Here is a 24,885-nt window from a genome sequence, read left to right on the forward strand (position 1 = left end):
TTGAACTTGTTTCACTTACTCATGAACAATCAATTTAAACCCTTTTCCGTGAATATTTAATATTTCGATACGCTCATCCTCTTTCAAAAGCTTACGCAATTTCGCAATATAAACATCCATCGAACGACCGTTGAAGTAATTATCATCTCCCCAAATAGCACGTAAAGCAGCTTGTCTATCCAATACTTCATTGCGGTTTTTACACAACAAATGAAGCAATTGTCCTTCTTTGGTGGTCAATTTTTTATTTTCCTCTTTCAAATGAAGAATTCGTGAAATAGGTTCATATTGGATTCTCCCAATCTGTTGCATTTCACCCTCTTCATTATCTACAGGACCCGTTCTTCTCAAGATTGCTTCGATACGTGCCAACAACTCTTCCATTGTGAAAGGTTTTGTCATGTAATCATCAGCACCACTTTCAAAGCCTTCCAGTTTATCTTCCTTCATTGCCTTAGCAGTAAGGAATAAAATGGGAACTTTCGGATCGATTAACCGTACTTCTTTTGCAAGAGTAAAACCGTCCATCTCAGGCATCATGACATCAAATATACAGAAGTCAAAATGTCCATCTGTATATTTTTCGTATGCATGTTTTCCATTGCGAGCAAGTTCAACTTGGTACCCTTTCGCTTTGAGGAAAGTTTGCAATAATTGACCCAAATTGTCGTCATCTTCTGCTAATAAAATTGATCTTTGCTTAGCCATAATTATCTTTTTATTGTTACACGAAATTCTGAACCTTCTCCCACCACACTTGTTACATTGAGACTCCACCCAAATAGTTCAGAGAGTGCTTTTACATAACTTAATCCCAAACCGAAACCTTTCACATTGTGAACATTTCCTGTTGGAACACGGTACAATTTATCAAATATTTTCGAGATATGTTCACGTTTTATTCCAATTCCTTTATCTATCACAGACAATTCCAGACGATCGGCAAAAACTTCGAGTTTAACGGTCACATGGATTTTGTCCTTACTGTATTTAATCGCATTATCAACCAGATTATTCACCATGTTCGTAAAATGCATTCGATCAGCTTCAACAAACACTTCTTCCTTAGGCATTTGAAGGATTAATTCCCCATCCAACCCAGCAATTCGGAAAGAAGCAGTTTTGGCAACAGATTGAATCACTTCTATCACTGGAACTTGTTCCATTTTCACTTTCAACTCGCCTCTATCAATCACCGCACTTTGTAAAATAGACTCCACTAAAACACCCAATCGTTTGTTTTCTTCTTGAATCATTTTGACAAAGGGTGCTGCATTTTCAGTATCTCCACCCATCATAGAAGGATCATGCATTGCCTCACAAGCCAAAGAAATTGTTGAAATAGGGGTTTTAAACTCGTGAGTCATATTTGAAATGAAATCATTCTTTAATTCGAACAATTTCTTTTGTGTCAAAATGGTTCGGAACATGTATGAAATAGTAATGATAATTAAAATTGCGAGAATTAAACTCACAATCAATAAACTTCCCATCGATTTCAATACGAAGAATTTACTATTCGGAAAACTCAAATGCAAGGACAACTTATCTTCCAAAATCTTATTTGGAAAAAGCATCGTAACCTTCGACTTCACAGTATCCAAGTGCAAATCGTAATTACTTAAAGATTCTTGGAACTTTACAGGTTCATTATTCTCTTCAACAATGACAAATTTGTAATCATCTGGCAATTTATCTGCAATAAGCTCTTTTCGAATAATGGAATCCAATAATTTGAGATTGATTCGTTTATCGGGATCCAAATACATGTTATCGCGAAAGGTTTCCACCATCAATTCGTTGATGTACTTCGCTTTTTTAACAATTTTGTGCATCACACGCTGATCCAAATGATAAGCTGCACGAATGGAATCCTTGTGAAACAAACTGGTTTGAGTACCATCAAATAATTCGTGAATCTGACGTACATCTCGAGCCAAAACCTCTTGTTTCGAATACAAACCAGAAATTGAATCGTAACTATTCCCTGTTACAATCAGATAGTTTTCTAGTTTTCCTTTCACTGTTAAAACAGTGTCTCGAATTGATATCGACTCTTTAACCTCAAATAAATTTTGAAATTCTTCTTTGAGTACATCTTTGTATTGACCCGAAACATCTTTGCTCATTAAAGAAGAATACCTGCGAACGTCTTCTACTTTTTCGTAACGAATAGCAATCCGCTCGAGTGCCGTATTGGCTTTGCTCTTGAAATCATCAGATTTTCGGTCATAGAGTTGCAAGGTTTGAAAAATTTGAATCAACAAAAGAGCCAGCATGGCAATCCATACTGCAGTAATTACGAGATTGATTCGAATCTTAATCATAGCGAATAGCGAATGTAAGTGAAATGTTAAAAGAACAGATTCACTTAACTTTTTTTATGAAGATACGCAATCTATTTAATGGAGAATTCAAAAATTGAAATGGAAGAACAAATCATCTAACTTTTTAATGATCAATTTTCAATGATAATTCTTTCGTGAACGAAGAAATAACCCTTTGAGAGCCGCACTAACGTTTGCTCTGAATCAGAAGTTTCACTTCTTCTTATTCCCCTTCTTCTTAGACTTTCCGTATTTCTCCTGCATCGCTTTTTTGTGATTATAGCGCACATTAACCTTTTTGTTCTTGTCTTTTTTATCGTGAAATGCCGGTCCAGCTTCGTCTTTAGAAGGAGATTTCACCAACGTATTCTTCATGGAGACTTGGATTTTTTCAAATTCCAAAATCACAGTCGAAAGCTCTGCTTCTTCTGGGAAAGCTTGGATTTCTACTTTCTTATCCATAAACTCTTCGATTTTCACAAACTGTTCATGATCCCGTTCAGTAAGGAAACTGATTGCATGTCCTTCTTTGTCTTGTCGACCCGTTCTACCAATTCGGTGAATGTAATTTTCTTGGTTATCTGGAATATCGAAGTTGAATACATGAGTTACATCCGTTACATCAATACCACGAGCAATAAGGTCTGTTGCAATCAAAACACGGTAAATTCCATTTTGAAAATGATTCACCGCATTGAATCGGAAATTTTGGGCTTTGCTAGAGTGAATAACACCTAACTCAACTCCAAAAACTGGTTCTAATTCTTCGTATAATTTATCGGCAAAAACCCGAGAAGAAACAAAGACGAGCACTCTTGACATGTCTTGATTGGTTTCAAGCATGTGCTTCAATAGATTGACTTTCGAAGTGAAATTTGGAACAGCAATGGCTTCCTGCTTGATTTTTTCCAAAGGTGTTCCAACTCTTGCAGCCTCCACTCGAATTGGGTTTTCAAAAAAGACTCCTAAAAATCCTTCCACTTCTTCAGAAAGAGTCGCTGAAAATAATAAATTCTGTCTTTTCTCAGGAAGCAAATCAAAAATACGCATCAATTGCGGGCGGAAACCCAAACTCAAGGTTTCATCCACCTCATCAATAACCACTTTTTTAGCATGTTTTAACTGCAGTGATCCATTAGCTGTCAAATCGAAAATGCGGCCAGGTGTTCCAACCAACACATCCAATCCTTGCAACACCATGGATGCTTGCGTATTAATATTTGCTCCACCATACACACCACCAACTGCTAGATTCATGTGCGGTGTCAATTTCTCCACTTCTCGCACAACCTGAACAACCAACTCTCTTGTGGGAACAATGATTAAAATCTGTGGATGCGGTTCTTTCGAGAATTTCCACAAAGACAAGGTTGGAAGCAAGTAAGCCAAGGTTTTACCTGTTCCTGTTTGCGCCAAACCAATAACGTCTTTCCCAGACATCATGACTGAAAATCCAGCAGACTGAATCGTTGTTGGAGTAGTATATCCCAACTCGTCCAAAGCAGTTAGTATTGGTTTTTTAATATTCAAGTCGTGAAATGTCATCCGGAAATTTTTCACAAAGGTAATCAATCCATTTTTGGTGGCTTTCAAAGATGAATACTTTCTGATAAATTGGCTTTTTCCTAAAATAAACTTCAAAACACCAATTCACCAAGAAGATTACTAAACCAATTTAGTTCTGAACTCATTGATACAACAATGATTACATCATTAATAAATTAACAAAAAAGATTAAAAAAAGTTTTATTTTTGTTGTGCTAATACGTTAAACTAAACATCATTTTGGTTTAAAAAATACTACTACTGATGAAACACGCTCTTCCTATCATTGCGGCACTACTTATCTCTTTGCAATTAAGTGCACAAGTAAATATCTTCGAACCAATGTCACCACAAATTGGTTTTTTAACCCCACGAACATATTCACAAGAAGTTGGTCAAAAATTCAATAACGAAGCATTTTTTATGCATCCAGACTTTGGGAAGCTGTCATTTGCTGCTCCTTATGGGAAAAATGTCGTAGAAGACATCAGTAAACGAACGTACGATTCGAGGTATTACATAGATTTGGACAATCCAACATTCTTTTACATTGAAAAATCAAGTAAGGCAATCAACCTTTACAAAAATGGGCTTTGGCATGCAATAGACCCTACGCTTCATGCTGCATCACCACAGCTTTATCAATCAGGAGTACAGGCTTGTCCCACAACATTAGATTTGGGAAATAAAAAAACGTCTATTGCTTTAGGTGATGCTGTTTTTAGTTTCAATAATTATTCATTGAAAGTAGTGCACAACGACAATTCAATTACCATCCACCAAGCAGATTGGTCACATCGTTCAATTGGGAATGAAGGAACCTACATTACCAATGTTTTCCCTGGAATCGATATGAAGATTGTTTTTGCAGAAGGCAGCATCGAATCTGATTTCATCATTCGAGAAAATTTACATGTTAAAAAACTAATTTTTATTGATCAATTACAAATCCCAACTCATTTAAATGGTTTTATTTACACCAATGAAATTCTTCAAAACGGACCAGTTATTTTTGAAAATATTCATACTGGAGAAGCTGAAATAAAAATCAGTAGTGCTAAATGTCATGATGCGTCTGAGAGCAGAAATTCTTGGCTTAATCCATATACATTAAGTGGAAATAATCTAGAAATACTATGTGATTCTGCACAATTGAATGACCCGAATAAAATCTATCCAATTACAATAGATCCTTTAGTAACCGTTGTTGGCCCAATAGCTTCTGCTTCAAATTTAATGGGTTCACTTCCTGCTCCAGCATCTTGTAGCAACACATTGAACGTAACATTTCCTGGTGGAACAACTCCATGGGATGTATCTGCATTTTGGAATATTCAAGCTAATCTTTGTACGGATGAGTATTTAGATTTCGGTATCTTTATAGACTGTTATTTATCTGAAGCTCAGGTGTGGATTACATCATCTTGTGGAGGAATTTCTCCAATTGGTGCACCTGGAATTATCTGGACTTGTGTGGGCTGTGATTACCCTGGAACTTGGAATCCGACACTTCCTTTTAATAGTTCTGGTACCAATTCACTTGCTCAATGTTATGCCCCTTCCTGTAGTAATCAAAATATGGCTTTCACTATTCAAAGTAATCGCTCATATTGCAGTAATTTTTATGGCTATGACAACTGTAACTTTTCCACCAATTCGTGTAATTTCATGAATAACTGGAGTGTAACTGTTCAAGGAAGAAATGCAGAAACACTTGCAAATACTGCTTCTGGAAATGGTTCTTCCACTATTGCAGCAGCAACTTGTGCATCTGGAACAGCACTTTTGAATCCAACAGCACAGTATGGAGTCCCTGGATACACCTACGCGTGGTCAACAGGAGCTTCTTCAAGTACGATTACTGTTCCGAATGGCCCAACTACTTATACCTGCCAGGTTACAGATGCTTGTGGAACGGTTCGAACAGCAACGTTTATCATTACTTGTCCTTTGGCAATCAACTTAAAGTCCTTTGAAGTAGCACATTCTGGAAATGATATCGCTGTTAACTGGACAACTGGCTCGGAGAAAGAAAATCAACATTTCAAGATATTAAGAGCTGGAAATGATTTAATTTTCGAAGAAATTGGTCAAGTGCCTAGTCAAGGTGATTCTGAAACTCCACAAAATTATTCATTCATGGACAGAAATCCATTGAACGGAATCAATTACTATCAGCTAGCTTCGGTGGATATTAATTCTCAAATGACTTTATCGGACATTCGATCCATAGATCAAAAAAGTTCTTCGAAAGAAATTTCCATTTCACCCAATCCAAGTACTGGAAATTTCACTTTGAGCGTCATTATTCCTGAAAGTGGAGATTATTCCATTTCTATTGCATCAGCAGAAGGGAAATTGATCTCTCAGCAAATAACTAACCTAACAAAAGGCCCACAAGCTATTCCTTACAGCAAGTTGAACCTCCAAAAAGGGACTTACCTGATTCGTCTTCAAACAACAACTGGTGGGAAATTTAGTTTAGAAGAGAAATTGGTAGTGGAGTAGTTTTAAGGGAAATAACAACAAAACAAAACCCCGACTTTCCGTCAAAATTGCTGGAAGTCGGGGTCAACTCTTGCTATGAGTTTATTGATTGGTACACAGTCTTAAATGTTGTAGTAACTCATATAAATTTGTCGTTTTGGAATTCAAGACTGTTTCCCGTGGAAATTACATTTTAGGCATCAACACTTTGTCGATAACGTGAATCACACCGTTTGATTGATACACATCGTACGTTGAGATGTTTGCAACATTTCCTGCTTCGTCTTTTAGTGTAATGTTGTGATCACCATTCATCATAGCCCACAATTTTCCTCCTGAAACAGTTGTCATTTCAGCTTTACCTCCTCCTTTTTTAATTGCTGCTGCAATCGTATTGAAGTCCATTTTACCAGCAACAACGTGGTAAGTCAACACTTTCACCAATGTTCCTTTATTCTCTGGTTTCAACAATGTTTCTACTGTTCCAGCTGGAAGATTTTCGAATGCGTCATTGACTGGAGCAAAAACTGTGAATGGCCCTTTTCCTTGTAATGTCTCCACTAAACCACCTGCTTTTACAGCTGCTACTAATGTTGTGTGGTCTTTTGAATTCACTGCATTCTCTACAATGTTCTTTGCTGGATACATAGACTCTCCACCAACCATAACAGTTTTGTCTTGAGCAAATGAGTTAGAAAAAATTGCTGTTGAAGCAATTAATGCGATAGATAATAATCCCTTTTTCATAATTGTTAAGTTTTGAATTTTAAATTTGACCTAGTTACGCTACTTCAAAAGATTTGGATTTTTGAAAAGTGAAAAAAAATCGAAAAAATAATTCAAAACAAGTTATTTACCTCATAAACAATGAGATAGTATTGAAAAAAAAGATGGAAAAAATTAAAGAAGGATTAATGTTCCGACAGTGAAATAGATAAACAAACCAACAATATCGTTGAGTGTAGTGACAAATGGACCTGTTGCTAGGGCAGGATCAATTTTATAATGATTCAAGACCAAGGGAATCAAAGTTCCAAATATGGCAGCGAAAATAATCACCGTAAACAAGGAAATGCTTACAACCAATCCTAACCATTCATTGGAAAAGAAGTAAGCTATCGCGAAAATCAATGCAGACAATAAAAGTCCGTTGACTAATGCAACCAAGGCTTCTTTTAATAATTTTTGAAGAATACTACCAAATTGATCCGATCCTTTTGCAAGAGATTGTACAACAATAGCAGAAGATTGCACTCCCACATTTCCACCCATCGCCGTGATTAGCGGGATAAAAAATGCCAATGCAGGAATTTGCGTAATCCCACCCTCGAATTTTGAAATCACTTGTGCTCCCAAGGTTCCACCCAACATCGCAATCAAAAGCCATGGAATGCGGGCACGTGTAATTCTCCACACACTAAATGTAGATTCGATACGCTCAGAGATACCTGAAGCCAACTGGAAGTCTTTGTCTGCCTCTTCTTTAATGACATCAACAACGTCATCGATAGTAATGCGACCCACTAATTTTCCTTGTAAATCAACAACGGGAACAGAAACCAAATCGTATTTTTCCATCACCTTCGCTACCTTCTCGGAAGAATCGCTTGTGGTAACGAAAATTAAATTCTTGCCTTCGTATAAATCGCGAATAGGTGTTTTAGGGCTAGCAAACAGCAATTTTTTCAAGGATAGAACACCAACCAATTTATTCAAATCATCTACAACATAGATGGTATAAACCTGCTCCACGTCTTCCGCTTGTCTACGTAATTCAACCAAAGCCCGGTTTACAGGCCATTCCAATCGCGCTTGAATAAACTCTTTCTGCATGAGCCCACCCGCAGTATCTTCATCGTAGTTCAAAAGATCCACGATATCATCTGCAGCCTCATCATCCTCCATTTGAGAAATGACCTCTTGGATTTTTTCGTCTGGGAGTTCGCCAAGGATATCAGCGGCATCATCGGAATCCAAATTCTCCAACTGTTCGGCCATTTCCTTGCTGGATAAAGAAGCTAGGAATCGATCGCGAACTTCTTCCTCCAACTCCATCAAAACATCGGCTTGGAGCTCTTCCTCTAATTGAAAGTACAAGTATTTGGATTGCTCCATGGACAATTCATCCATGATTTCAGCAATATCCGCGAAGTGAAGATCTGTAATGTGCTGTTTAATCCACTCTGTATCCTCCGACGAAACTGCTTGCCGGATGCGCTCTAGAAATTCTTTGGTCAGCTCAAAACGCATGAATACTCAATTTGGAGTGTAAAAGTAGCGGTTTAAAGTGCAACAAACAACCTGTTGATATTTAGAAAGTATTAAATTTCTCTAGTTCTTCCTACTTGGAGGATACAGCAGAGATTTTCCTGTGATAAAAAAGGCAAAGAAGAAACCTACAAAAGCAATTCCTGTTTGTGTTTGTAAGGTGTCTTCCACCAAAAATGAAAGCATCGTTATTACTAAAAATCCGGTCCATTCAAATGCATTAATCTTCAATGCGGTAGCAAACTGAATAAACCATAAACTTATAAACACAATAAAACAACCAATTCCAGCGGAAATCCAAGTTGTGAAATATTGATTGTGGGTTAAATGCTGATTTTCAATAGTTAGTTTTGTTTGATTCTTTTGGTATGCTCCTTGAAACGATTTTTCCAAATCACCAACTCCAACTCCACAAATTGGGTGCTCTTTGATAATGGTTAGTCCCGCTTTTAATGATTCTACTTTCTCTAACAATGATTTTCCATTGGGATCTTCAGAATCATTTAACTGGCCACGCATGCGATACAACTGAGCAGAAATCCCCCCTTTTGCCATTTCAAGAGAAGCAAATCCGCGTTCCACATTTCGGATATCTTCCTTGGTCATTTTTTGAAAATCAACAGAATCCTTTCTCAATCCTTTGGATGTCATGTATCTCCATAAAATGTTACGGATTGGATTTCCTTTTGAATCCGTTCCATCTCGATAGTTTATTTTAGATACTTTTGACCATTCACTGTCAAGTTCTTCATCTGACACAAAATAATAGACGGGATACCCATTTTCCCAATTCATATTTTTAGGAGCATCAAAACCATACAGGTTCCCGTTTGGTGTTCTCGACCCGTAATCCTCCGAATTGAGTTCTATTTTATGAGCGATGGGTTGAAGTTTCACATACAGAAACACGCAGACAAACAAAACCAAGCCACCAAAACTCAGTATAAAAACTCGTTTCAACCAAATCAATTGAATCGATTTCACCTTAAAATAGAACATCGTAAAAACGACCCCAGAAAGGGTTAAAAAACCCATTCCTATTTGAGAAACATTGATGTAGAAAAGAAACCAAGCAGCCAATAAAAGAGAAATCCAACGATAAGGAAATTTGCGAATCCACCAAGCCGCACAAAACACAATTGAAAGTACAATCATCATCGCAAAACGCAAGTGCGAAATAAATAAAGAAAGACTTCTAATATCGTCATACACTTTATTCCCCCACCAATGAAAATAGGTTCCGATATTGATAAAACTAAACAGAAATACTGCCGATAAAAAGGCAATTGCAACCCATTTGTAATGATTAAATGATTTTAATGGAATGGCAACAATACACAATGGAATGGCATAAAGTGGAATTTCTCTTCGCAACATATCCCAAGCTTCGTGCTTGTTTTCTGACCAAAAAAAAGAAATAGCTTCAAGAACTAAATACCCTAATAAAAGCCACAACCACTTATTCGAAAACCAACTTTTAAGCACATTTTTCCAATCCCAAAGCAAAATAACATTTAGACCTAGAAGCATTGTTCCAATAGACAAGGGAATTTTACTGAACGGCAATCCAGCTGCAATTCCCATCATTGCAATCAGTTGAATATAATAATGAACGGGCTTACCGGTCAGTTTGTCCAGCATAAGTAATCGCTATATGAACCGATAACGTTTATTTTCCGAGAATAGTATTTAGTTGCTTCGCATCACTAAGTACTTCTATGGCTTTCAAGATGTCTTTGTCGGTTTGAAAAGCTTGTTCTGCACGACCATTTTGATAATAGTAACGCGCTACGATTTCACTTGAAAGAATGTCATTAATTTCCGTTTTGAACTTATCCAAATCACGTTCTTTCGATGGAGTTACTTTCGACAATAACTGCTGGTAATCTCCTTTTATATCTTCAAAATACCCTTCGTCTTCAGCCGTTTTCTTCATTTTTTCCAATTGCTCTTCAGAAGCTGTGGAATAGGTAAACTCTTGTTTCAACGCATACGCTTTAAATGCAGCATACTCGTCATCACTCAATTTGAATGTTTTAGCTGGAGCAATGCTTTCATGTGTGCGTTTGAAATCGGTTGCATAATTGAAAATCACATTGTTACTCACCAACATCAATAACAAGCGAGAATAATCATCTTTCTCCACCAAAATATCTGGCTCAATTCCTCGGCCATCAATTACTTTTCGGCCATTTACCGTTTTGAATGATTTTAAGAGTGAATCTGCGATTGCTTTTGGTTTATCTCCCAATTCCTTGTCGTAGTATTCCAAACGCTGCACACAACGCCCTGATGGTGTGTAGTATTTTGAAATCGTCACTTTAATTTTAGATCCATATTTCAAGTCAAACGTACGTTGAACCAATCCTTTTCCATACGAGTTTTCTCCAATGATAACCGCACGGTCTAAATCTTGCAAACTTCCAGAAACAATTTCAGAAGCTGAAGCAGAACCTCCGTCAACTAAAACAACCAACGGAATCGTTAAATCCAATGGATCGGCAGATGTTGCATACGTTTTATTCTCTTCTGGAATGCGTCCTTTTGTTGTTACAACTGTTTGTCCTTTTTTTACAAAAATATTCACGATTCGAACAGCTTCCATCAATAAACCTCCACCATTTCCGCGTAAATCTAATATGACCGAAGTCATTCCTTGTTGTTTCAATTTCCCGTAAGCGGCAATAACTTCTGCGGAAGCAGTTTGTGTAAAGCTATTTAACTTGATATAACCAGTTGTCCCATTGTTCAACATTCCAAAATAAGGAACATCCGCCAATTTGATTTCGTCACGGGTAATGGAGATTGTTTTTTCTTCTCCAGCGCGTTCAACCTTTAATTGAATAGTAGAACCTTTTGGTCCGCGCAATCCGTCTGAAACCTCATCGCTCGCTTTTCCTTTCATGTCTTTCCCATCAATTGAAAGGATTTTGTCACCAGCCATTGCTCCTGACAATTGAGCTGGTTTTCCTTCGTAAGGTTCAGCAATGAAGGTATACTCACCCATTTTTCGAATCAACGCACCAATTCCACCGTATTGACCAGTAGTCATCATGCGGTAATCTTCCATGTTTGATTCGTGGTAATAAACGGTATATGGATCCAATTGCTTCAGCATCGCATCAATAGCCGTTTTGCTCATTTCTCCTGGTTTAATCTCATCCACATAATTCGTTTCCAATTGCTGAAAAATGAGATCCATTAACTCCATGGATTTAATCTCCTCAAATCCGTTGGACTGCGCTTTTACTGAAGGACTTAGCCCAATAAGGATGGTTATCAAGGCGAAAACATGCAAGAACTGCTTCATATTGTTGTTCAAATTTGAATGATGACTTTCAAAAACCATTCCGCAAAATGGAGTCTAAGAAGGTAAAAATACCGAAAGATTGGGAAAAGGATTCGTTTTTTTAGGTTTTTTGACGAATGACAGATTAAACCGATAATTAATTGTTGAGGAAGAGACAGATTAATTTGTTTTCGAATATTATCTGTTCGAAGCTGGAGCGACATTCCAAAGAATAAAGCTAAAAAAAAGGCAATGACGTATTTTTTCAAAAAAGCGTTTTACGTTTTGATTCTTCAGAATCAGCCCTTTTTTATAGAAAAAGAAGGAGTTGGCTTTTTTGCTTTATGACTATGAATGTCGCTAAAAAGGATGTTTTGCTTACTTTTTCAGCCTTGGTAAGAGACCGCTTAGCGGTTGAAGACGAATAGCGACAAACGTTAGTGCGAAAGCTATAAGGTAAGTAAGAAGAATTATTTCCTAAGAGTTACGTTTTGTGATATTACTGTGAATCCTGAATTCTTTCTAACCTTCACTTTTCAATTCAGCAATCAGTTTTGCAATCAGTTTACGGATGCACCTTTCAATCTCTTCGTAAGTTGGAAGTTCTTTATTCGTGTAGATAATGAAAAGGGATAGTTTTTTCCCAGATTCATTCAATACATCTTCCAACGATTGTTTTTCTCTGCGCAAAACCTCTTTCAACAAGCGCTTGATGTAATTGCGATCATGTGCCCTTTTGAATTGGCGTTTTGGTGCAGAAAGTACCACCTGAAAAGGAACTTTTTCTTCGGATTCACTTTCGGCGTAGTACAATTTTAACGGAAACGCACGCAACTGCTTTCCCTCCTGAAAGAGACTATCGATTGTTTTTCGACTACAGAGTTTGTATGGTTTTCCGAACGACTGGTCCATTTATCAATTGAAGATTTTACCTCTCCCCTCGAGGGGAGATTGAGAGGGGTGGCCATCCCCCTTTGTCCCCCTTCAAAGGGGGAAGCGGCCAATCTATTTCACCGTCCACGTCACACCATCCTTGCCGTCTTTGACAACAATTCCAGCTTCTGCCAAACGATCTCTAATTTTATCTGAAGTGCTCCAATCTTTGTTTTCACGTGCTGATTTTCGCATATCCAATACCAAATCCATCGTTGCTGTCAAAGCTTCATTTGCACCAGCTGTTGATTTTTCAATACTCAAACCAAGTACATCGAATACAAATCCTGTAAATTCTTTGGTCAATATCTCCAAATCGTCTGCTGAAATCGTTGCTTTTCCTTCTGAAACGGTATTGATAAACTTCACTGCTTCAAACAAACTTGCGACGAGCATTGGTGCGTTGAAATCGTCATTCATTGCTTTGTAAAACGAATCTACTAAAGCGGGAACATCTTGAGAAGAAGTCTCTTTTACTTCCAAAGAACCCAATTTCTCATACGCTTCAGACAAGCGTGTAAATCCTTTTTCAGCCGCGTTCAGGGAATCAGGAGTGAAATCCAAGGTGCTGCGGTAATGCGCCTGCATCATGCAAAAACGAATCACTTGCGGAGAATATGGCTTATCGAAAACATCCGTTGTTCCATCCACTATTTCTTTTGGCAAGAAATAATTCCCCAACGATTTGGACATTTTTTGTCCGTTCACGTTCAACATGTTTGCATGCATCCAGTAATTCGCCGGACTAACACCAGCAGAACCACAACTTTGTGCAATTTCATCTTCGTGATGTGGAAATTTCAAATCCAATCCACCTCCGTGAATATCGAACTGATCTCCCAAATATTTCGTGCTCATTGCAGTACATTCGATGTGCCAACCTGGGTTTCCATCTCCCCAAGGTGAACGCCAAATTTGCATATCGTCCGGATTTGACTTTTTCCACAAGGCGAAATCTGCGAAGAAGCGTTTTTCTTCCTGCGCATTCAATTCGCGGGTTTCTTCTGCTAATTCATCTACTTTTCGTCCACTCAAAATCCCGTATTCGAATTTCTCTCCATAAGCGCGTACATCAAAATACACCGATCCATTTACCACGTAAGCAAATCCGTTCTCGATGATTTTCTCAATCACTTCAATTTGCTCTTGAATATGTCCAGTTGCTGTAGGTTCAATAGAAGGAGGCAACAAGTTGTAAATGCGCTGCAAATCCTGAAATTTGACATTGTATTTGTAGACAATCTCTAGGGATTGCACTTGCTCCACGCGTGCTGCTTTTCCAATCGAATCCACCGCTTCACCAGCCGAGTTGGTAATGTGTCCTGCATCAGTAATGTTGCGCACATACTTCACTTGCAAACCCAAATGCAGCAAATAACGATAAATCAAATCGAAATTGATGAAGGTACGCATGTTCCCCATGTGTGGCTCGCTATAGAGCGTAGGTCCACAAACATACATTCCCACCTTACCAGCGATAATGGGTTTAAACACTTCTTTTTCACCTGAAAGGCTGTTGTAAATCAACAAGGGATGTTTGGGATTCATTGTGTAAAATTCAAAAGATTTGGAAGTACGAAGATAGGGAGAATTTGGGAGAGGGGAAGACAAACAAAGTCTCAACAAATTTAAATTATTAAAGTTTTTAGCTTTTCTTCTGTAACAATCTGTGTACTTTCAATAACCTTCACAGTTGGCGGCTCTTCAAATTTGAACTTTTTTAATTCTTTTATCAAATCATCAAATTCTTCATGAGTAGCTACTACAACTTCATCTAAACCAATTACATGTCCTGATTTAATTTTAGCTTTTACACTTTTTGCTTCTCTTTCTTCTAAAGTTACAAGAAAACTTAACGCTTTTCTATGAACATATTTGAGGGCTATTGATTCTAAATCTGCTTGCTTGTAACGTTCTCTTAAACTGGTCTTTGCTGAGATGCATATAGGACCACGTTCAGAAGAATAAAACATTAGGTCATAAATAACATTTGGCACGAATGCGACCTTAGCACTAATATAAACTGGTAATATCCCTTCTCTTACAAATAAAGTTGCCAATAAGTACTCAAATATTTTTCCATTAAGGTTGCTATTCGTTTCTGGAAAATTTAAATATTTCTGCCAACATGAACTTATATATTCAGAGGGGCTTGAATATTCAATAGTGAGAAAATTATCAAATAACGCTTCAAAAATTTTATCTGCTTTACCATTACTTAAAGTGATGCCTAATTTATTTAATTGACTCATTTTCTTGCTTGAATTATTTGAATGATTTTTTCTGCCGTTGCCTGAATAGCTGGAACAGCCACAGAATTTCCAAATTGCTTGTAAGCTGATGCATCAGCAACTGGAATCACAAAATTGTCAGGAAAACCTTGCAAACGGGCCCATTCTCGTGGTGTCATCTTACGGATTCCTTCTCTATTTACATTTCCCTTAATATGAGTTACAGGAATGAAATTGGTCAATCGATCATCCACAACTAAATTTCGTTCTCTTCCCATTCCTCCACAAACCACTGCATTTGCAATTCCATCATCTGGAATGATTTCAAATCCAAAACCATTTCCTTTACTTGCATGCCTTTCTTTGTGTTTTACCAATGTATTCAAATAAGTTTCAGACAAATAATATTTAACCGAAACTTCTTTCTCTTCTCGGACATCTTGGAAAGTAACAGATTTAGAAACAGGAAGCGGGTATTCAAAGGAATCAATATTCAAATCCTTTCTAAACCCAACGATAAAAATGCGTTCTCTATTTTGAGGAACTCCAAAATTTTTGGCATTCATCACTTTTGGATCAGGAACATAATATCCTAAATCTTCTCGAAGAACATTTAAAATCGTTTTTAATGTCTTTCCTTTATCATGATTAAATAATCCTTTAACGTTTTCTAAAAAAAATGCTTTGGGTTGCTTTTGCTTAATAATTTCTGCAACGTCAAAGAAAAGCGTTCCTCTTGTATCCTCAAAACCACCACGCTTTCCAGCTATTGAAAATGCTTGACAAGGAAAACCACCACAAAGAACATCAAATCCATCTGGAATAAAAGCTTTCGTAGAATCCTTCGTAATATCACCAAATGGAATTTCTCCAAAATTGGCTTGGTACGTTTTTTTTGCTTGTTCATCCCACTCACTGGTAAAAACACATTTTCCACCTAGGTTTTGTAACGCCAATCTAAATCCGCCAATTCCTGCAAAAAGATCGATAAATTTAAATTTGGGTGCAATGGGTTCAGGAAAAGGAACATCTTTCTTAAAATCAAAAAGAAAATATTGAAGAGCCTCTTCAGCTACCTGATTTGTTGTTTCATTATCTGGATAATTATACTCAAGCATTCTCTTAACTTGATTTGTAGCTTCATCTTTATAAAAGTGAGAGACTCCATTTTTATTATGAAGATAATGAGTAAGAGCAGCATTTCCATGCTCTGAACCAACTTTTACGTTGATAGAACAAGGCTCTATAACAAATTTTGGTTTAACAACTTTGGACTTTGAACTCATAAAATAAATGTACTCAATTACACTACAAATACAAAGTTATCATTAATGAGCGTAGATTTTTTACGTTCATTGAATATAAATCCTTTATCTCTCATTCCGAAGACTGAATCCCCCAAACCATTTTATTCCTACTTTAGCGTCGCATGAATACCGAATCACAAAAAAGCAAACTAAATTTCCTAGATGGCGTGCGTGGCGTGGCTATGCTGATTGTTGTTCTTCACCATTTTGGAATAGGGTTTTTCCCTGCCATCAACTACTTGAACCCAGAAAAAATACATCTAGGGGACGGCAGTATTGAACTGATGATTGCAAAAAGTCCACTCAGCATTTTTTTTAACGGAGGATTTGCAGTTTCTATCTTCTTTGTTTTAAGTGGTTTTGTACTCAGCTATAAATTTCACCTCACAGGAAATCGCAAGCTTTTGACGGATTATGCCGCCAAACGGTATTTCAGATTGTTTATTCCCGTTGCTGGATCAATTATCATCTGCTATGTTTTACACCTATGTGGTCTTTTCACAAATCATCACCCAGAAACCATTGAGATTACTAAATCACAAGATTGGCTTGGCGGTTTATTCAGCAACATGAAGGGGCCAGGCGATGTGTTAAAAAACATGTTTGTAGACGTATTCTTAAATAATGACAACCGCTACAATCCAGTATTGTGGACTATGACCATTGAATTTCTAGGTTCTTTATTGGTATTTTCCTTTTTGGCATTGACTGCTAACACTAAAAAAACCATTCTACTCCATATTATTGTTGCCGTTTTAATCCTCCTTACAGACAGAAAATTCTACGCGGCGTTTATTCTCGGATCTTTGATAAGCAAGCTTTTTATAGACGGATTTTCTTTTCCAAAAGGCTTAAAAGGTGCTTCTATAAAATGGATTCTTTTGGCTGCAGGAATCTATTTCAGCTCTTTTCCGCAAAGTTTGTTTACGGATCAAAGTATTTGGAAACCATTAAACTGGAGTTGGACAAACGGATACGATCTTTTCCATGTTGTAGGAGCATTTTGTATACTTTTCGTAATCTGTTTTGATAAAACCCTAACGCGGATATTTTCTATCAAACCATTTTTATACCTCGGAAAAATCTCGTTCTCGTTCTATTTGCTTCATTTAGCAGTCATGTGCACATTGGGCTGTTTCATTTTTCAGCAACTCTGGAAACCTGGAACTTATTTCATTCCTTTCTTGGTTTCCTTTCTAATCTGTATGGTGGTTTCCTTTATCTGCGCTCATTTCTACTACAAATGGGTAGACAAAAGCAGTATTCGTTTCTCTGAAAAAATGGGAAAATGGATTGCAAAAGGCAATGACTCAAAATAAAAAATCCCGATTGAGTTTCGTCAACCGGGATTGTGCAGTAGTAATTTAGACTGTGTGTGTCTTGGAGTATCTTGTTTTGTACTAAATCAATTGTCCCCCACTTTCTCTATCTATGACGGAGAAATATCTTAAAACGTTGTTTGATGACTTGTGAAATAAATCCGTGTAAAACATCATCTTGCTCACTATCAATCATCCAACCAATTAAAACCGAATTTTTTTAACAGTTTTGCGTATTGTTCTTTTACTCTAAATCCAAATGAATTACCTCTCATTCAGATTTTTATACGCTTATTTGCCCACTAAGTAAAAGTAAATTTTGTCACAACCATCAATAGAAGAATATTATTCCATATATTCATAAAACACAATTACTACATTCTGTTTTTTAACACAACAGCAGCTTAAACCAGAATATTTTTCTAAAAACAAAAGCTATGAATGCATTGGATTCCATTGATAAACAAATTATTGCGCTTCTACAATCGAACGGAAAGATGAATAACAAGGAGATTGCTGGTAAAATTGGTTTATCGGTTACTCCTACTTTTGAACGCATCAAACGTTTGGAGCGTATTGGAGTCATTCAAGGGTATACGGCGCTGATAAACAGAAAGGCAATTGGTAAGGAACTAAAAGTCGTTTGTCAAGTGAGTTTAAAAAGTCATGAGAAAGAAGGAATTGATGTGTTTGAAAGCGCCATTAAAGAATTGTCGGAAGTGAGCCATGCGTATCATGTGGCGGGCGCTACAGATTATATGCTTATTATCGAAGTTGGGAATATGGAAATGTATCAGGATTTTTTGAAGAATCAATTGGCAGGCATTCCGCATATTGGACAAGTGAATAGTAGCTTCGTGATGTCAGAGTTGAAGTAAAGAGGTGGAGGCCACGAATGCACGATTTTTTTACTCGGCTAACGCGCTCGCACTTCTTTTAAAACCCATCCTTTTATTTTGTTATTCAACTTTCGGGATGCTTGAATAACGTATCCGCATTTATTTTAATTTAAGGTTGTTTCAAATGAACTTTTTATCTATCTTAAAGTAAATGAAGCAATTAGTATTAGAACGTGAAGCCTATGAAATAATAGGTTTATGTATGGAAGTTCACCGAAATTTAGGACATGGTTTTTCCGAAATCGTTTATAAAGACGCTTTAGAATATGAATTAAAGAACGAGAAAATTCAATTCACGCGAGAACAGGAATTCAAGGTTCATTACAAGGACATCATTCTGCCACATCATTTCTATGCAGATTTCGTGGTTTTTGATTCTATCATCTTAGAAGTAAAGTCTACCAGTCAACTTACAAAATCCCATTATGCTCAAGTCATTAATTATTTAGCTGTTTCAGACTTACCACTGGGGCTCTTGATAAACTTCAATGAAGATAGCCTGAAATACAAACGATTTGTACTATAACCTTCAAATCTTCCTAATAAAACAAGAAAATTAGCGAGCGCGTTAGCCGAGCTGGAATTCGTGAATTCGTGGCTATATCCTCTCTACAAAACTCAAAATTAACGTTAAAAGATTCGAACAACTTTTTGAAAGCTCGATTTTTTAGCTACATTTATTAGGAACACATAAAAACAAATTATCATGTCTAGTAACACAGGAAATATGATTATCGCACTTCTAGCAGGTGCCGTAGTCGGAGCAGGAATCGGAATTTTATTGGCTCCCGATAAAGGATCAGTAACTCGTCAGAAATTGAAAGATGGCGTGGATAAATCAAAAGGTGATTTGATGGATAAATACCACGAATTGGCACAATTGCTTCATCGCAAGGCTGAAAATGCTGGTGAAAACATCAGTGAATTTTTGGACAATGCGATTTCTAGCGGAATTCATGAAAAAGATGAGTTGATTTCACTTTTAGAAGAAAAATTAGAACTTTTGAAAAAAGGAGCTAAAAAAGCGGCAGCAACAGCAAAGTAAGATGGCATTTGAAGAATTAAAAGAGAATACGCAACAGGTTCAGGAAGAAACCAAAGCTTACATAGAAAGTAGTATTGAGTATTATAAATTGTGGGGATTTCAGTTCGCTATGAAATCTACACTCATAATAGCTCGCTTTCTACTGCTTGGTTTCTTTCTGATGCTTGCGCTTCTTTTTGGATCACTTGCCGCAGCGTTTGCCATTGGTGGTGCTATTGGAAGCACTTCATTGGGATTTCTAATCGTCGCTGGATTTTATTTTGTATTAATCGTTTTACTTTATTTCCTACGACTTCGTTTTGTGGAAAAACAAGTATTAGAGAAATTTTCTGACCTATTTTTCAATAACAAGTGATGAATACAAAACCAAAAAATTATTCCTCTTTCGACCAAATTGAGTTGGATTTAGAAATCCTAAAACTCGAAAGGGAAATTCATGTCCAGAAATTAAAAATGGGTGTAAAGAAAACAGGACAGAGTCTACGTCCAACGAATCTATTACAAGATTATATTGGAAAAGACAACGAAGGAGCCGCTGGATTCATTGAGCCAATTATTCAAATTGTAATGCAGATTGTTGCTCGATCGTTCAAAGAAAAAGAATAAAAACTAACTTCGGAGTACTCAAATTCATTCCATGAAAAAAGTATTCTTTCTCGACACCGTTCATCCCATTCTTGCCGAAAGGCTTACTCAAAGTGGCGAATACGATTGCATTGAAGCACATGATTGGACGAAAGAACAATGTGAAACGCAATTGATCGATGCAGATGGCATTGTGATTCGTTCTCGTTTTACAATGGATGAATCTTTTCTTCAATTCACCCCCAATCTTCAATTTATAGCTCGATCTGGAGCTGGCATGGAAAATATCGACGAAGCGTATTGCCAGAAACGCGGAATACAATTGTACAATGCTCCGGAAGGAAATCGGAATGCAGTTGGTGAGCATGCCCTGGGAATGTTGTTATCCATGATGAATAAGATCCACACAGCGAATAGAGATGTGAAAAAGGGAATTTGGGACAGAGAAGGCAACCGAGGAGTTGAATTAGACGGAAAAACCGTTGGAATCATTGGTTTTGGAAACAACGGAAAAGCATTTGCAAAAAAATTACGTGGATTTGACATCACCTTACTTGCTTATGACAAATACAAAACGGGTTTTGGAGATGATTTCGTGATTGAAGCAACGCTAGAAGCTGTCCTTCGAAAATCGGATGTGATTTCTTTTCACATTCCTCAAAACGAAGAAACCATTCATTTCGCCAATCAAGAGTTTTTTGACGCTTTAGGAAAGCCTATTTATTTATTAAATTTATCGAGAGGTAGAATAGTTGAAACTAATTCTTTAATTAAATCTATTCAAAATGGATCAACCCTTTCAGCAGGATTAGATGTCAATGAATTTGAAAAAAAATCTTTTGAAAATTTCTTTGAAGAGACATCAAATGAAGCATTAAACTTTTTACTTGAATCAGACAAAATATTACTTACTCCTCATGTTGGTGGTTGGACAAATGAAAGTTACTATAAACTTAGTTCTGTTTTGGCTGAAAAAATACTTCATGTAGATAATCAATAAATTATATTCATTTATAAATGAATCATTTAATAAACTTTATTTAAAGTAAAAATTAAATACATAATTGATGATAAAAAATATTTTAAACTTATTTTTTAGTTTTAAATAAAGTGAACTAATCACTTCATAAAAACCAGAAAAGCAGAATTAATCAGTCGGTATTTCAACTCAAAATTTTGAAATCCAAATTCAAGAACAATCAATTCTTCACCAATATTCAGAACACTCACCTCTTCCTTCAAATCAGGAATATTGCCTTCTTTCATCTTGTAAAAGGCTTCCTTCGCTCCCCAAATTAAATGAAGTGCTTGTTCATCTTCGGCAAATATCACCTCCTGATCATTCCGAAAATAGTCCTGACCCAAAATAAGTCGGGGCGAATGATTTTGAATATCAACACCAACAGGATGAGACCCAACACAAACTGCAAACCAACCGTTGGAATGTGAAATCGATAAAAATGCGGATTCATTGTGAAGATAAGGCTGGCCAGTTTCTTTGTATTTTACTTCACAATGACCGTATCCAAGCGCGTCCAACAAATATTGAACTGCCTTTTTCTCCAACAAACGCTTCGCAGCACCACCTTTAAGTAATTCCTGATAATCAGCTTGCTTCCAATAAGCAACCACCGAATTCGAATTGTTAATAATGTGAATCATACCCCTTGAAGTGCCCGAAATCATTCAGTGCATCGCTCAAAAATAGTGTATATTTGTAGTCAATTATTCTTAGCACGTGATCAAAACAATTTTAAAATACCTTTTCCGACTCATTTGGATTCCAACCGAACTACTTTTCGCCTTTATTTTCGTGCTTTTCACGATTATTTTGTTCAGCGCTCAAATTGACCCGCCAGAAGTTCCAAACATCCATGTAGCGGAAAGAAAACAAGTAGGAAAAGATCATTACATTTTAGGAAGCTCTTATCTGAAGAAAAATAAATTTGGAATTTGGGAAATGTACTTGGAAGGAGATCCTTACGAAAGAGGTCTCATTTATGGGAAACTTGCGAAAGAATTGGTTCAAGAACAAGAAGATATTTTCGTTGGCCAAATCAATAATTTTCTACCCAACAAGCTTTGGAGACACGTGATAAAATTGATGGTTGGGTTTTTCAACAGTGATTTGCCAGAAAACATTCCATTGGAGAATCAACAAGAAATCTATGGAATTTCACAAGCATTTTCAGATCGATACGATTACATTGCATCCAACTATACACGCATATTGAATTACCATGCAGCTCACGACATTGGTCATGCTTTAAATGATTACAGCGTAGTTGGTTGTACGTCATTTACTGTGAAAGGCGAAAAAAGTGAAAACAAGCAGCTTTTGGTAGGACGAAATTTTGATTTCTATGTAGGTGATGATTTCTCGAGAAACAAGCTGATTATTTTCGTCAATCCAACAAAAGGATACAAATTTACTTCCTACTCTTGGGCTGGATTTACTGGTGTTGCTTCTGGAATGAACGAAAAAGGACTCACAGTAACAATCAATGCATCGAAATCTGATTTGCCAACGAGTTCCAAAATGCCTATTTCCTTGTTGGCACGTGAAATTTTGCAATACGCCAAAAACATTGACGAAGCAGTTGCCATTGCTAAAAAACGAAGCACATTTGTTTCCGAAACCTTGATGATTGCATCTGCAGCAGACAAAAGAGCCGTTTTGATTGAAAAGTCACCTAAAAAACTAGGCATTTATGAAAGCAAGTCGGATGTATTGGTTTGTGCAAATCACTACCAATCCAGCACCTTCAAAAAAGATCCTGAAAACGTCAAAAATATTGATCAAAGCGATTCTAAATACCGCTACAACCGTATGAATCAACTATTGGGACTCACTCCAAAGATGAATCCTGCAAATGCTGCAAGTATCTTGAGAACACAAACGGATTTAAATGGAGACACACTCGGAATGGGGAATCCAAGAGCGATCAATCAACTTCAAGCTCAGCACAGCGTCGTGATGCAGCCAGAAAGCAGGTTGTATTTTGTTTCAAGTAATGACTTTCAGTTAGGAACGTTCTTAGGTTACGATTTGACGAAAACCTTCCAAACAAAACACATTCAATTGGTTGACTCCATTCCACAAGATGCATTCGTAAAAACACCAGCATACCAGAAATTCAAAGATTTCAAAAAAGTAAAACAAGCCATTAGCGCCTATTTGATGTTTAACAAAGAATTAAACCTGTCAGAAGAAGACATTCAAACATTTGTTTCAAACAATTCGGAATCCTACGTTACATATGAACAATTAGGAAAATATTTTCAGAAAAAAGGCAACAAAAAGGGCGCTTACTCAGCATTTAAAACCGCTTTAACGAAACGTGTTGCTTCACCTCAAATTGAGAAAGAACTTAAAAAATTGATGGAAGAATGTCGGAAATAATCAAAACAACAGCCGTATTTCAGCAATTGGCAGAATCGATTCAATACGTTTCGAAACATTCTCCTTTCTATCAAACTCATTTTTCGAAAGAAACAGTTAAGGAACTAACACCTGAACGTTTTCGAACGCTACCTTTCACTTCGAAGGAAGATTTGTCATTGAACAACACGGATTTCCTCTGTGTTCCAACCAATCAAATCGCTGAATATGTAACCACTTCCGGGACATCTGGAAAACCAGTTACTATTTATTTGACCAAAAATGACTTGATTCGTTTAGGTAAAAACGAAAAAGAATCTTTTGAATTGACTGGAGCAAAAGCAGGTGATGTTTTTCAGCTCATGACAACCATAGATAAGCAGTTTATGGCTGGATTGGCCTATTATTTAGGTGTTCAGGAATTAAATGCTGGCATGATTCGCATTGGCCCAGGAGTTCCCGCACTTCAATGGAATTCGATTCTAGAAAACAAACCAACCATTCTCATTGCTGTTCCAAGCTTTTTGGTGAACCTCATCGATTATGCAAAGCAAAATAACATTGACATCAATCAAACCTCAGTGCGTTCCGTAATTTGCATTGGTGAGCCTATTCGAGAAGATGATTTATCTGAAAATGTATTGGCAAAACGCATTCATGCAGATTGGAATGTGGAATTGTTCTCCACCTACGCTTCTACTGAAATGGGTGCAGCTTTTACAGAATGTACTGCACATCAAGGTGGACATTTGAATGAAGGCCTCATTTATTTGGAAGTTTTGGACGACGATGGAAAAGACGTTCCAAACGGCGAAAAAGGAGAAATTGTTATCAGTACACTGGGAACAGAAGGAACACCGCTTATTCGCTATAAAACAGGTGATGTAGCACGTGTTTATAGAGATGCTTGCCCGTGTGGGAGAACTTCTCCCCGTGTTGGGCCAATTATTGGACGAAAAAACCAAATGATTAAGTTCAAAGGAACAACCATTTTCCCTCCATCGATTTACGAAATTTTTGATAGTCGATCAGAAGTGAGTTGCTATAAAATAGAAGTTTCGAAAGATTATTTAGGGCATGATACGATTACTATTTTACTTGAAAACAGAATAGAACATTCACCTGTGATGACTCAAATTATTGAGGATTGCAAGGCAAAGCTGCGTGTCGTTCCTCATTTTGTGTTCTTAGAGAGCGATTATCTAAGAAGTCAAGTCTTTAAAAACCACATGCGGAAACCGGAAAAGATTATCTTTAAGTAAACGAAA

General features: G+C 36.9%; 22 protein-coding genes. 10 read left to right on the forward strand and 12 right to left on the reverse strand.

What is annotated here, in order from left to right:
* Positions 1-15: 15 nt before the first annotated feature.
* The 3 genes from FLUTA_RS07035 to FLUTA_RS07045 all read right to left on the reverse strand — a co-directional run bounded on the left by FLUTA_RS07035 (position 16) and on the right by FLUTA_RS07045 (position 3,872).
* A complete protein-coding gene (locus FLUTA_RS07035) occupies positions 16-708 on the reverse strand; it encodes a response regulator transcription factor (RefSeq protein WP_013686167.1) in 693 nt (230 codons plus the stop codon).
* A 2-nt stretch (positions 709-710) separates the two neighbouring features.
* Positions 711-2,327 (reverse strand): sensor histidine kinase, encoded by a 1,617-nt coding sequence (locus tag FLUTA_RS20660; protein WP_013686168.1) that lies wholly within the window; start codon positions 2,325-2,327, stop codon positions 711-713.
* Between the two features lie 213 nt (positions 2,328-2,540).
* Complete coding sequence (locus tag FLUTA_RS07045) at positions 2,541-3,872, reverse strand: DEAD/DEAH box helicase (protein WP_013686169.1); 1,332 nt, start codon at positions 3,870-3,872, stop codon at positions 2,541-2,543.
* Positions 3,873-4,136: 264 nt separating this feature from the next.
* On the opposite strand from FLUTA_RS07045, the gene FLUTA_RS07050 reads away from it, so the two are divergent.
* On the forward strand, positions 4,137-6,380 hold the full coding sequence (locus FLUTA_RS07050; protein WP_013686170.1) for a T9SS type A sorting domain-containing protein: 2,244 nt from the start codon (positions 4,137-4,139) through the stop codon (positions 6,378-6,380).
* 165 nt (positions 6,381-6,545) lie between these two features.
* Here the strand turns inward: FLUTA_RS07050 and FLUTA_RS07055 are convergent, their stop codons facing one another.
* From FLUTA_RS07055 to FLUTA_RS07090, 8 genes are all read right to left on the reverse strand, one after another.
* Complete coding sequence (locus tag FLUTA_RS07055) at positions 6,546-7,106, reverse strand: fasciclin domain-containing protein (protein WP_013686171.1); 561 nt, start codon at positions 7,104-7,106, stop codon at positions 6,546-6,548.
* Positions 7,107-7,259: 153 nt separating this feature from the next.
* A complete protein-coding gene (mgtE, locus tag FLUTA_RS07060) occupies positions 7,260-8,609 on the reverse strand; it encodes a magnesium transporter (protein WP_013686172.1) in 1,350 nt (449 codons plus the stop codon).
* Positions 8,610-8,690: 81 nt separating this feature from the next.
* Positions 8,691-10,268, reverse strand: a complete 1,578-nt coding sequence (locus FLUTA_RS07065; RefSeq protein WP_013686173.1) for an O-antigen ligase family protein — start codon at positions 10,266-10,268, stop codon at positions 8,691-8,693.
* A gap of 28 nt (positions 10,269-10,296) precedes the next feature.
* Positions 10,297-11,937 carry a S41 family peptidase gene (locus tag FLUTA_RS07070; RefSeq protein ID WP_043024150.1) on the reverse strand — a complete coding sequence of 547 codons (1,641 nt, stop codon included), beginning with the start codon at positions 11,935-11,937 and terminating at the stop codon, positions 10,297-10,299.
* A 501-nt stretch (positions 11,938-12,438) separates the two neighbouring features.
* Positions 12,439-12,828 (reverse strand): ribonuclease P protein component, encoded by a 390-nt coding sequence (gene rnpA / locus FLUTA_RS07075; protein WP_013686175.1) that lies wholly within the window; start codon positions 12,826-12,828, stop codon positions 12,439-12,441.
* A 93-nt stretch (positions 12,829-12,921) separates the two neighbouring features.
* On the reverse strand, positions 12,922-14,397 hold the full coding sequence (gene cysS, locus FLUTA_RS07080) for a cysteine--tRNA ligase (RefSeq protein WP_043023706.1): 1,476 nt from the start codon (positions 14,395-14,397) through the stop codon (positions 12,922-12,924).
* A gap of 80 nt (positions 14,398-14,477) precedes the next feature.
* Complete coding sequence (locus tag FLUTA_RS07085; RefSeq protein ID WP_013686177.1) at positions 14,478-15,101, reverse strand: hypothetical protein; 624 nt, start codon at positions 15,099-15,101, stop codon at positions 14,478-14,480.
* Positions 15,098-16,366 (reverse strand): DNA cytosine methyltransferase, encoded by a 1,269-nt coding sequence (locus FLUTA_RS07090; RefSeq protein ID WP_013686178.1) that lies wholly within the window; start codon positions 16,364-16,366, stop codon positions 15,098-15,100. The genes FLUTA_RS07085 and FLUTA_RS07090 overlap by 4 nt, the downstream gene beginning before the upstream one ends.
* Positions 16,367-16,509: 143 nt before the next feature.
* Here FLUTA_RS07090 and FLUTA_RS07095 point away from each other — a divergent pair, with 143 nt between their 5' ends.
* The 7 genes from FLUTA_RS07095 (at position 16,510) to FLUTA_RS07125 (ending at position 21,235) form a co-directional block, all read left to right on the forward strand.
* Entirely contained in the window at positions 16,510-17,706 is a 1,197-nt protein-coding gene (locus tag FLUTA_RS07095) for an acyltransferase family protein (RefSeq protein WP_013686179.1), read from the forward strand.
* 437 nt (positions 17,707-18,143) lie between these two features.
* On the forward strand, positions 18,144-18,584 hold the full coding sequence (locus FLUTA_RS07100; protein ID WP_013686180.1) for an Lrp/AsnC family transcriptional regulator: 441 nt from the start codon (positions 18,144-18,146) through the stop codon (positions 18,582-18,584).
* A 172-nt stretch (positions 18,585-18,756) separates the two neighbouring features.
* Complete coding sequence (locus FLUTA_RS07105) at positions 18,757-19,131, forward strand: GxxExxY protein (protein WP_013686181.1); 375 nt, start codon at positions 18,757-18,759, stop codon at positions 19,129-19,131.
* A gap of 180 nt (positions 19,132-19,311) precedes the next feature.
* Positions 19,312-19,650, forward strand: a complete 339-nt coding sequence (locus tag FLUTA_RS07110) for a YtxH domain-containing protein (protein ID WP_013686182.1) — start codon at positions 19,312-19,314, stop codon at positions 19,648-19,650.
* 1 nt (position 19,651) lies between these two features.
* The gene (locus FLUTA_RS07115) at positions 19,652-20,005 is read left to right on the forward strand and encodes a phage holin family protein (RefSeq protein WP_013686183.1); all 354 of its coding nucleotides are present in this window, start codon (positions 19,652-19,654) and stop codon (positions 20,003-20,005) included.
* Positions 20,005-20,256 carry a DUF6327 family protein gene (locus FLUTA_RS07120; RefSeq protein WP_013686184.1) on the forward strand — a complete coding sequence of 84 codons (252 nt, stop codon included), beginning with the start codon at positions 20,005-20,007 and terminating at the stop codon, positions 20,254-20,256. The genes FLUTA_RS07115 and FLUTA_RS07120 overlap by 1 nt, the downstream gene beginning before the upstream one ends.
* A 31-nt stretch (positions 20,257-20,287) precedes the next feature.
* Positions 20,288-21,235, forward strand: coding sequence for an NAD(P)-dependent oxidoreductase (locus FLUTA_RS07125; protein WP_013686185.1), 948 nt, complete (start codon positions 20,288-20,290; stop codon positions 21,233-21,235).
* A gap of 119 nt (positions 21,236-21,354) precedes the next feature.
* Here the strand turns inward: FLUTA_RS07125 and FLUTA_RS07130 are convergent, their stop codons facing one another.
* Positions 21,355-21,897: a 4'-phosphopantetheinyl transferase family protein gene (locus FLUTA_RS07130; RefSeq protein ID WP_148235407.1), complete on the reverse strand. Its 543-nt coding sequence runs from the start codon at positions 21,895-21,897 to the stop codon at positions 21,355-21,357.
* Between the two features lie 76 nt (positions 21,898-21,973).
* Between FLUTA_RS07130 and FLUTA_RS07135 the strand changes: the two genes are divergently transcribed.
* Together FLUTA_RS07135 and flxY are read left to right on the forward strand one after the other, a co-directional pair.
* The gene (locus FLUTA_RS07135) at positions 21,974-23,638 is read left to right on the forward strand and encodes a C45 family autoproteolytic acyltransferase/hydrolase (protein ID WP_013686187.1); all 1,665 of its coding nucleotides are present in this window, start codon (positions 21,974-21,976) and stop codon (positions 23,636-23,638) included.
* Positions 23,626-24,879 (forward strand): flexirubin biosynthesis putative acyl-CoA ligase FlxY, encoded by a 1,254-nt coding sequence (gene flxY, locus FLUTA_RS07140; RefSeq protein WP_013686188.1) that lies wholly within the window; start codon positions 23,626-23,628, stop codon positions 24,877-24,879. The genes FLUTA_RS07135 and flxY overlap by 13 nt, the downstream gene beginning before the upstream one ends.
* The last annotated feature ends 6 nt before the right edge of the window (positions 24,880-24,885 follow it).

The organism is Fluviicola taffensis DSM 16823, assembly GCF_000194605.1.
GTDB classification, from domain to species: domain Bacteria; phylum Bacteroidota; class Bacteroidia; order Flavobacteriales_D; family Crocinitomicaceae; genus Fluviicola; species Fluviicola taffensis.

Coding starts and splice junctions, on each gene's coding strand:
- FLUTA_RS07035 (WP_013686167.1), bottom strand. CDS start 708: ATGGCTAAGCAAAGATCAATTTTATTAGCAGAAGATGACGACAATTTG.
- FLUTA_RS20660 (WP_013686168.1), bottom strand. CDS start 2,327: ATGATTAAGATTCGAATCAATCTCGTAATTACTGCAGTATGGATTGCC.
- FLUTA_RS07045 (WP_013686169.1), bottom strand. CDS start 3,872: ATGACATTTCACGACTTGAATATTAAAAAACCAATACTAACTGCTTTG.
- FLUTA_RS07050 (WP_013686170.1), top strand. CDS start 4,137: ATGAAACACGCTCTTCCTATCATTGCGGCACTACTTATCTCTTTGCAA.
- FLUTA_RS07055 (WP_013686171.1), bottom strand. CDS start 7,106: ATGAAAAAGGGATTATTATCTATCGCATTAATTGCTTCAACAGCAATT.
- mgtE (WP_013686172.1), bottom strand. CDS start 8,609: ATGCGTTTTGAGCTGACCAAAGAATTTCTAGAGCGCATCCGGCAAGCA.
- FLUTA_RS07065 (WP_013686173.1), bottom strand. CDS start 10,268: ATGCTGGACAAACTGACCGGTAAGCCCGTTCATTATTATATTCAACTG.
- FLUTA_RS07070 (WP_043024150.1), bottom strand. CDS start 11,937: ATGAAGCAGTTCTTGCATGTTTTCGCCTTGATAACCATCCTTATTGGG.
- rnpA (WP_013686175.1), bottom strand. CDS start 12,828: ATGGACCAGTCGTTCGGAAAACCATACAAACTCTGTAGTCGAAAAACA.
- cysS (WP_043023706.1), bottom strand. CDS start 14,397: ATGAATCCCAAACATCCCTTGTTGATTTACAACAGCCTTTCAGGTGAA.
- FLUTA_RS07085 (WP_013686177.1), bottom strand. CDS start 15,101: ATGAGTCAATTAAATAAATTAGGCATCACTTTAAGTAATGGTAAAGCA.
- FLUTA_RS07090 (WP_013686178.1), bottom strand. CDS start 16,366: ATGAGTTCAAAGTCCAAAGTTGTTAAACCAAAATTTGTTATAGAGCCT.
- FLUTA_RS07095 (WP_013686179.1), top strand. CDS start 16,510: ATGAATACCGAATCACAAAAAAGCAAACTAAATTTCCTAGATGGCGTG.
- FLUTA_RS07100 (WP_013686180.1), top strand. CDS start 18,144: ATGAATGCATTGGATTCCATTGATAAACAAATTATTGCGCTTCTACAA.
- FLUTA_RS07105 (WP_013686181.1), top strand. CDS start 18,757: ATGAAGCAATTAGTATTAGAACGTGAAGCCTATGAAATAATAGGTTTA.
- FLUTA_RS07110 (WP_013686182.1), top strand. CDS start 19,312: ATGTCTAGTAACACAGGAAATATGATTATCGCACTTCTAGCAGGTGCC.
- FLUTA_RS07115 (WP_013686183.1), top strand. CDS start 19,652: ATGGCATTTGAAGAATTAAAAGAGAATACGCAACAGGTTCAGGAAGAA.
- FLUTA_RS07120 (WP_013686184.1), top strand. CDS start 20,005: ATGAATACAAAACCAAAAAATTATTCCTCTTTCGACCAAATTGAGTTG.
- FLUTA_RS07125 (WP_013686185.1), top strand. CDS start 20,288: ATGAAAAAAGTATTCTTTCTCGACACCGTTCATCCCATTCTTGCCGAA.
- FLUTA_RS07130 (WP_148235407.1), bottom strand. CDS start 21,897: ATGATTCACATTATTAACAATTCGAATTCGGTGGTTGCTTATTGGAAG.
- flxY (WP_013686188.1), top strand. CDS start 23,626: ATGTCGGAAATAATCAAAACAACAGCCGTATTTCAGCAATTGGCAGAA.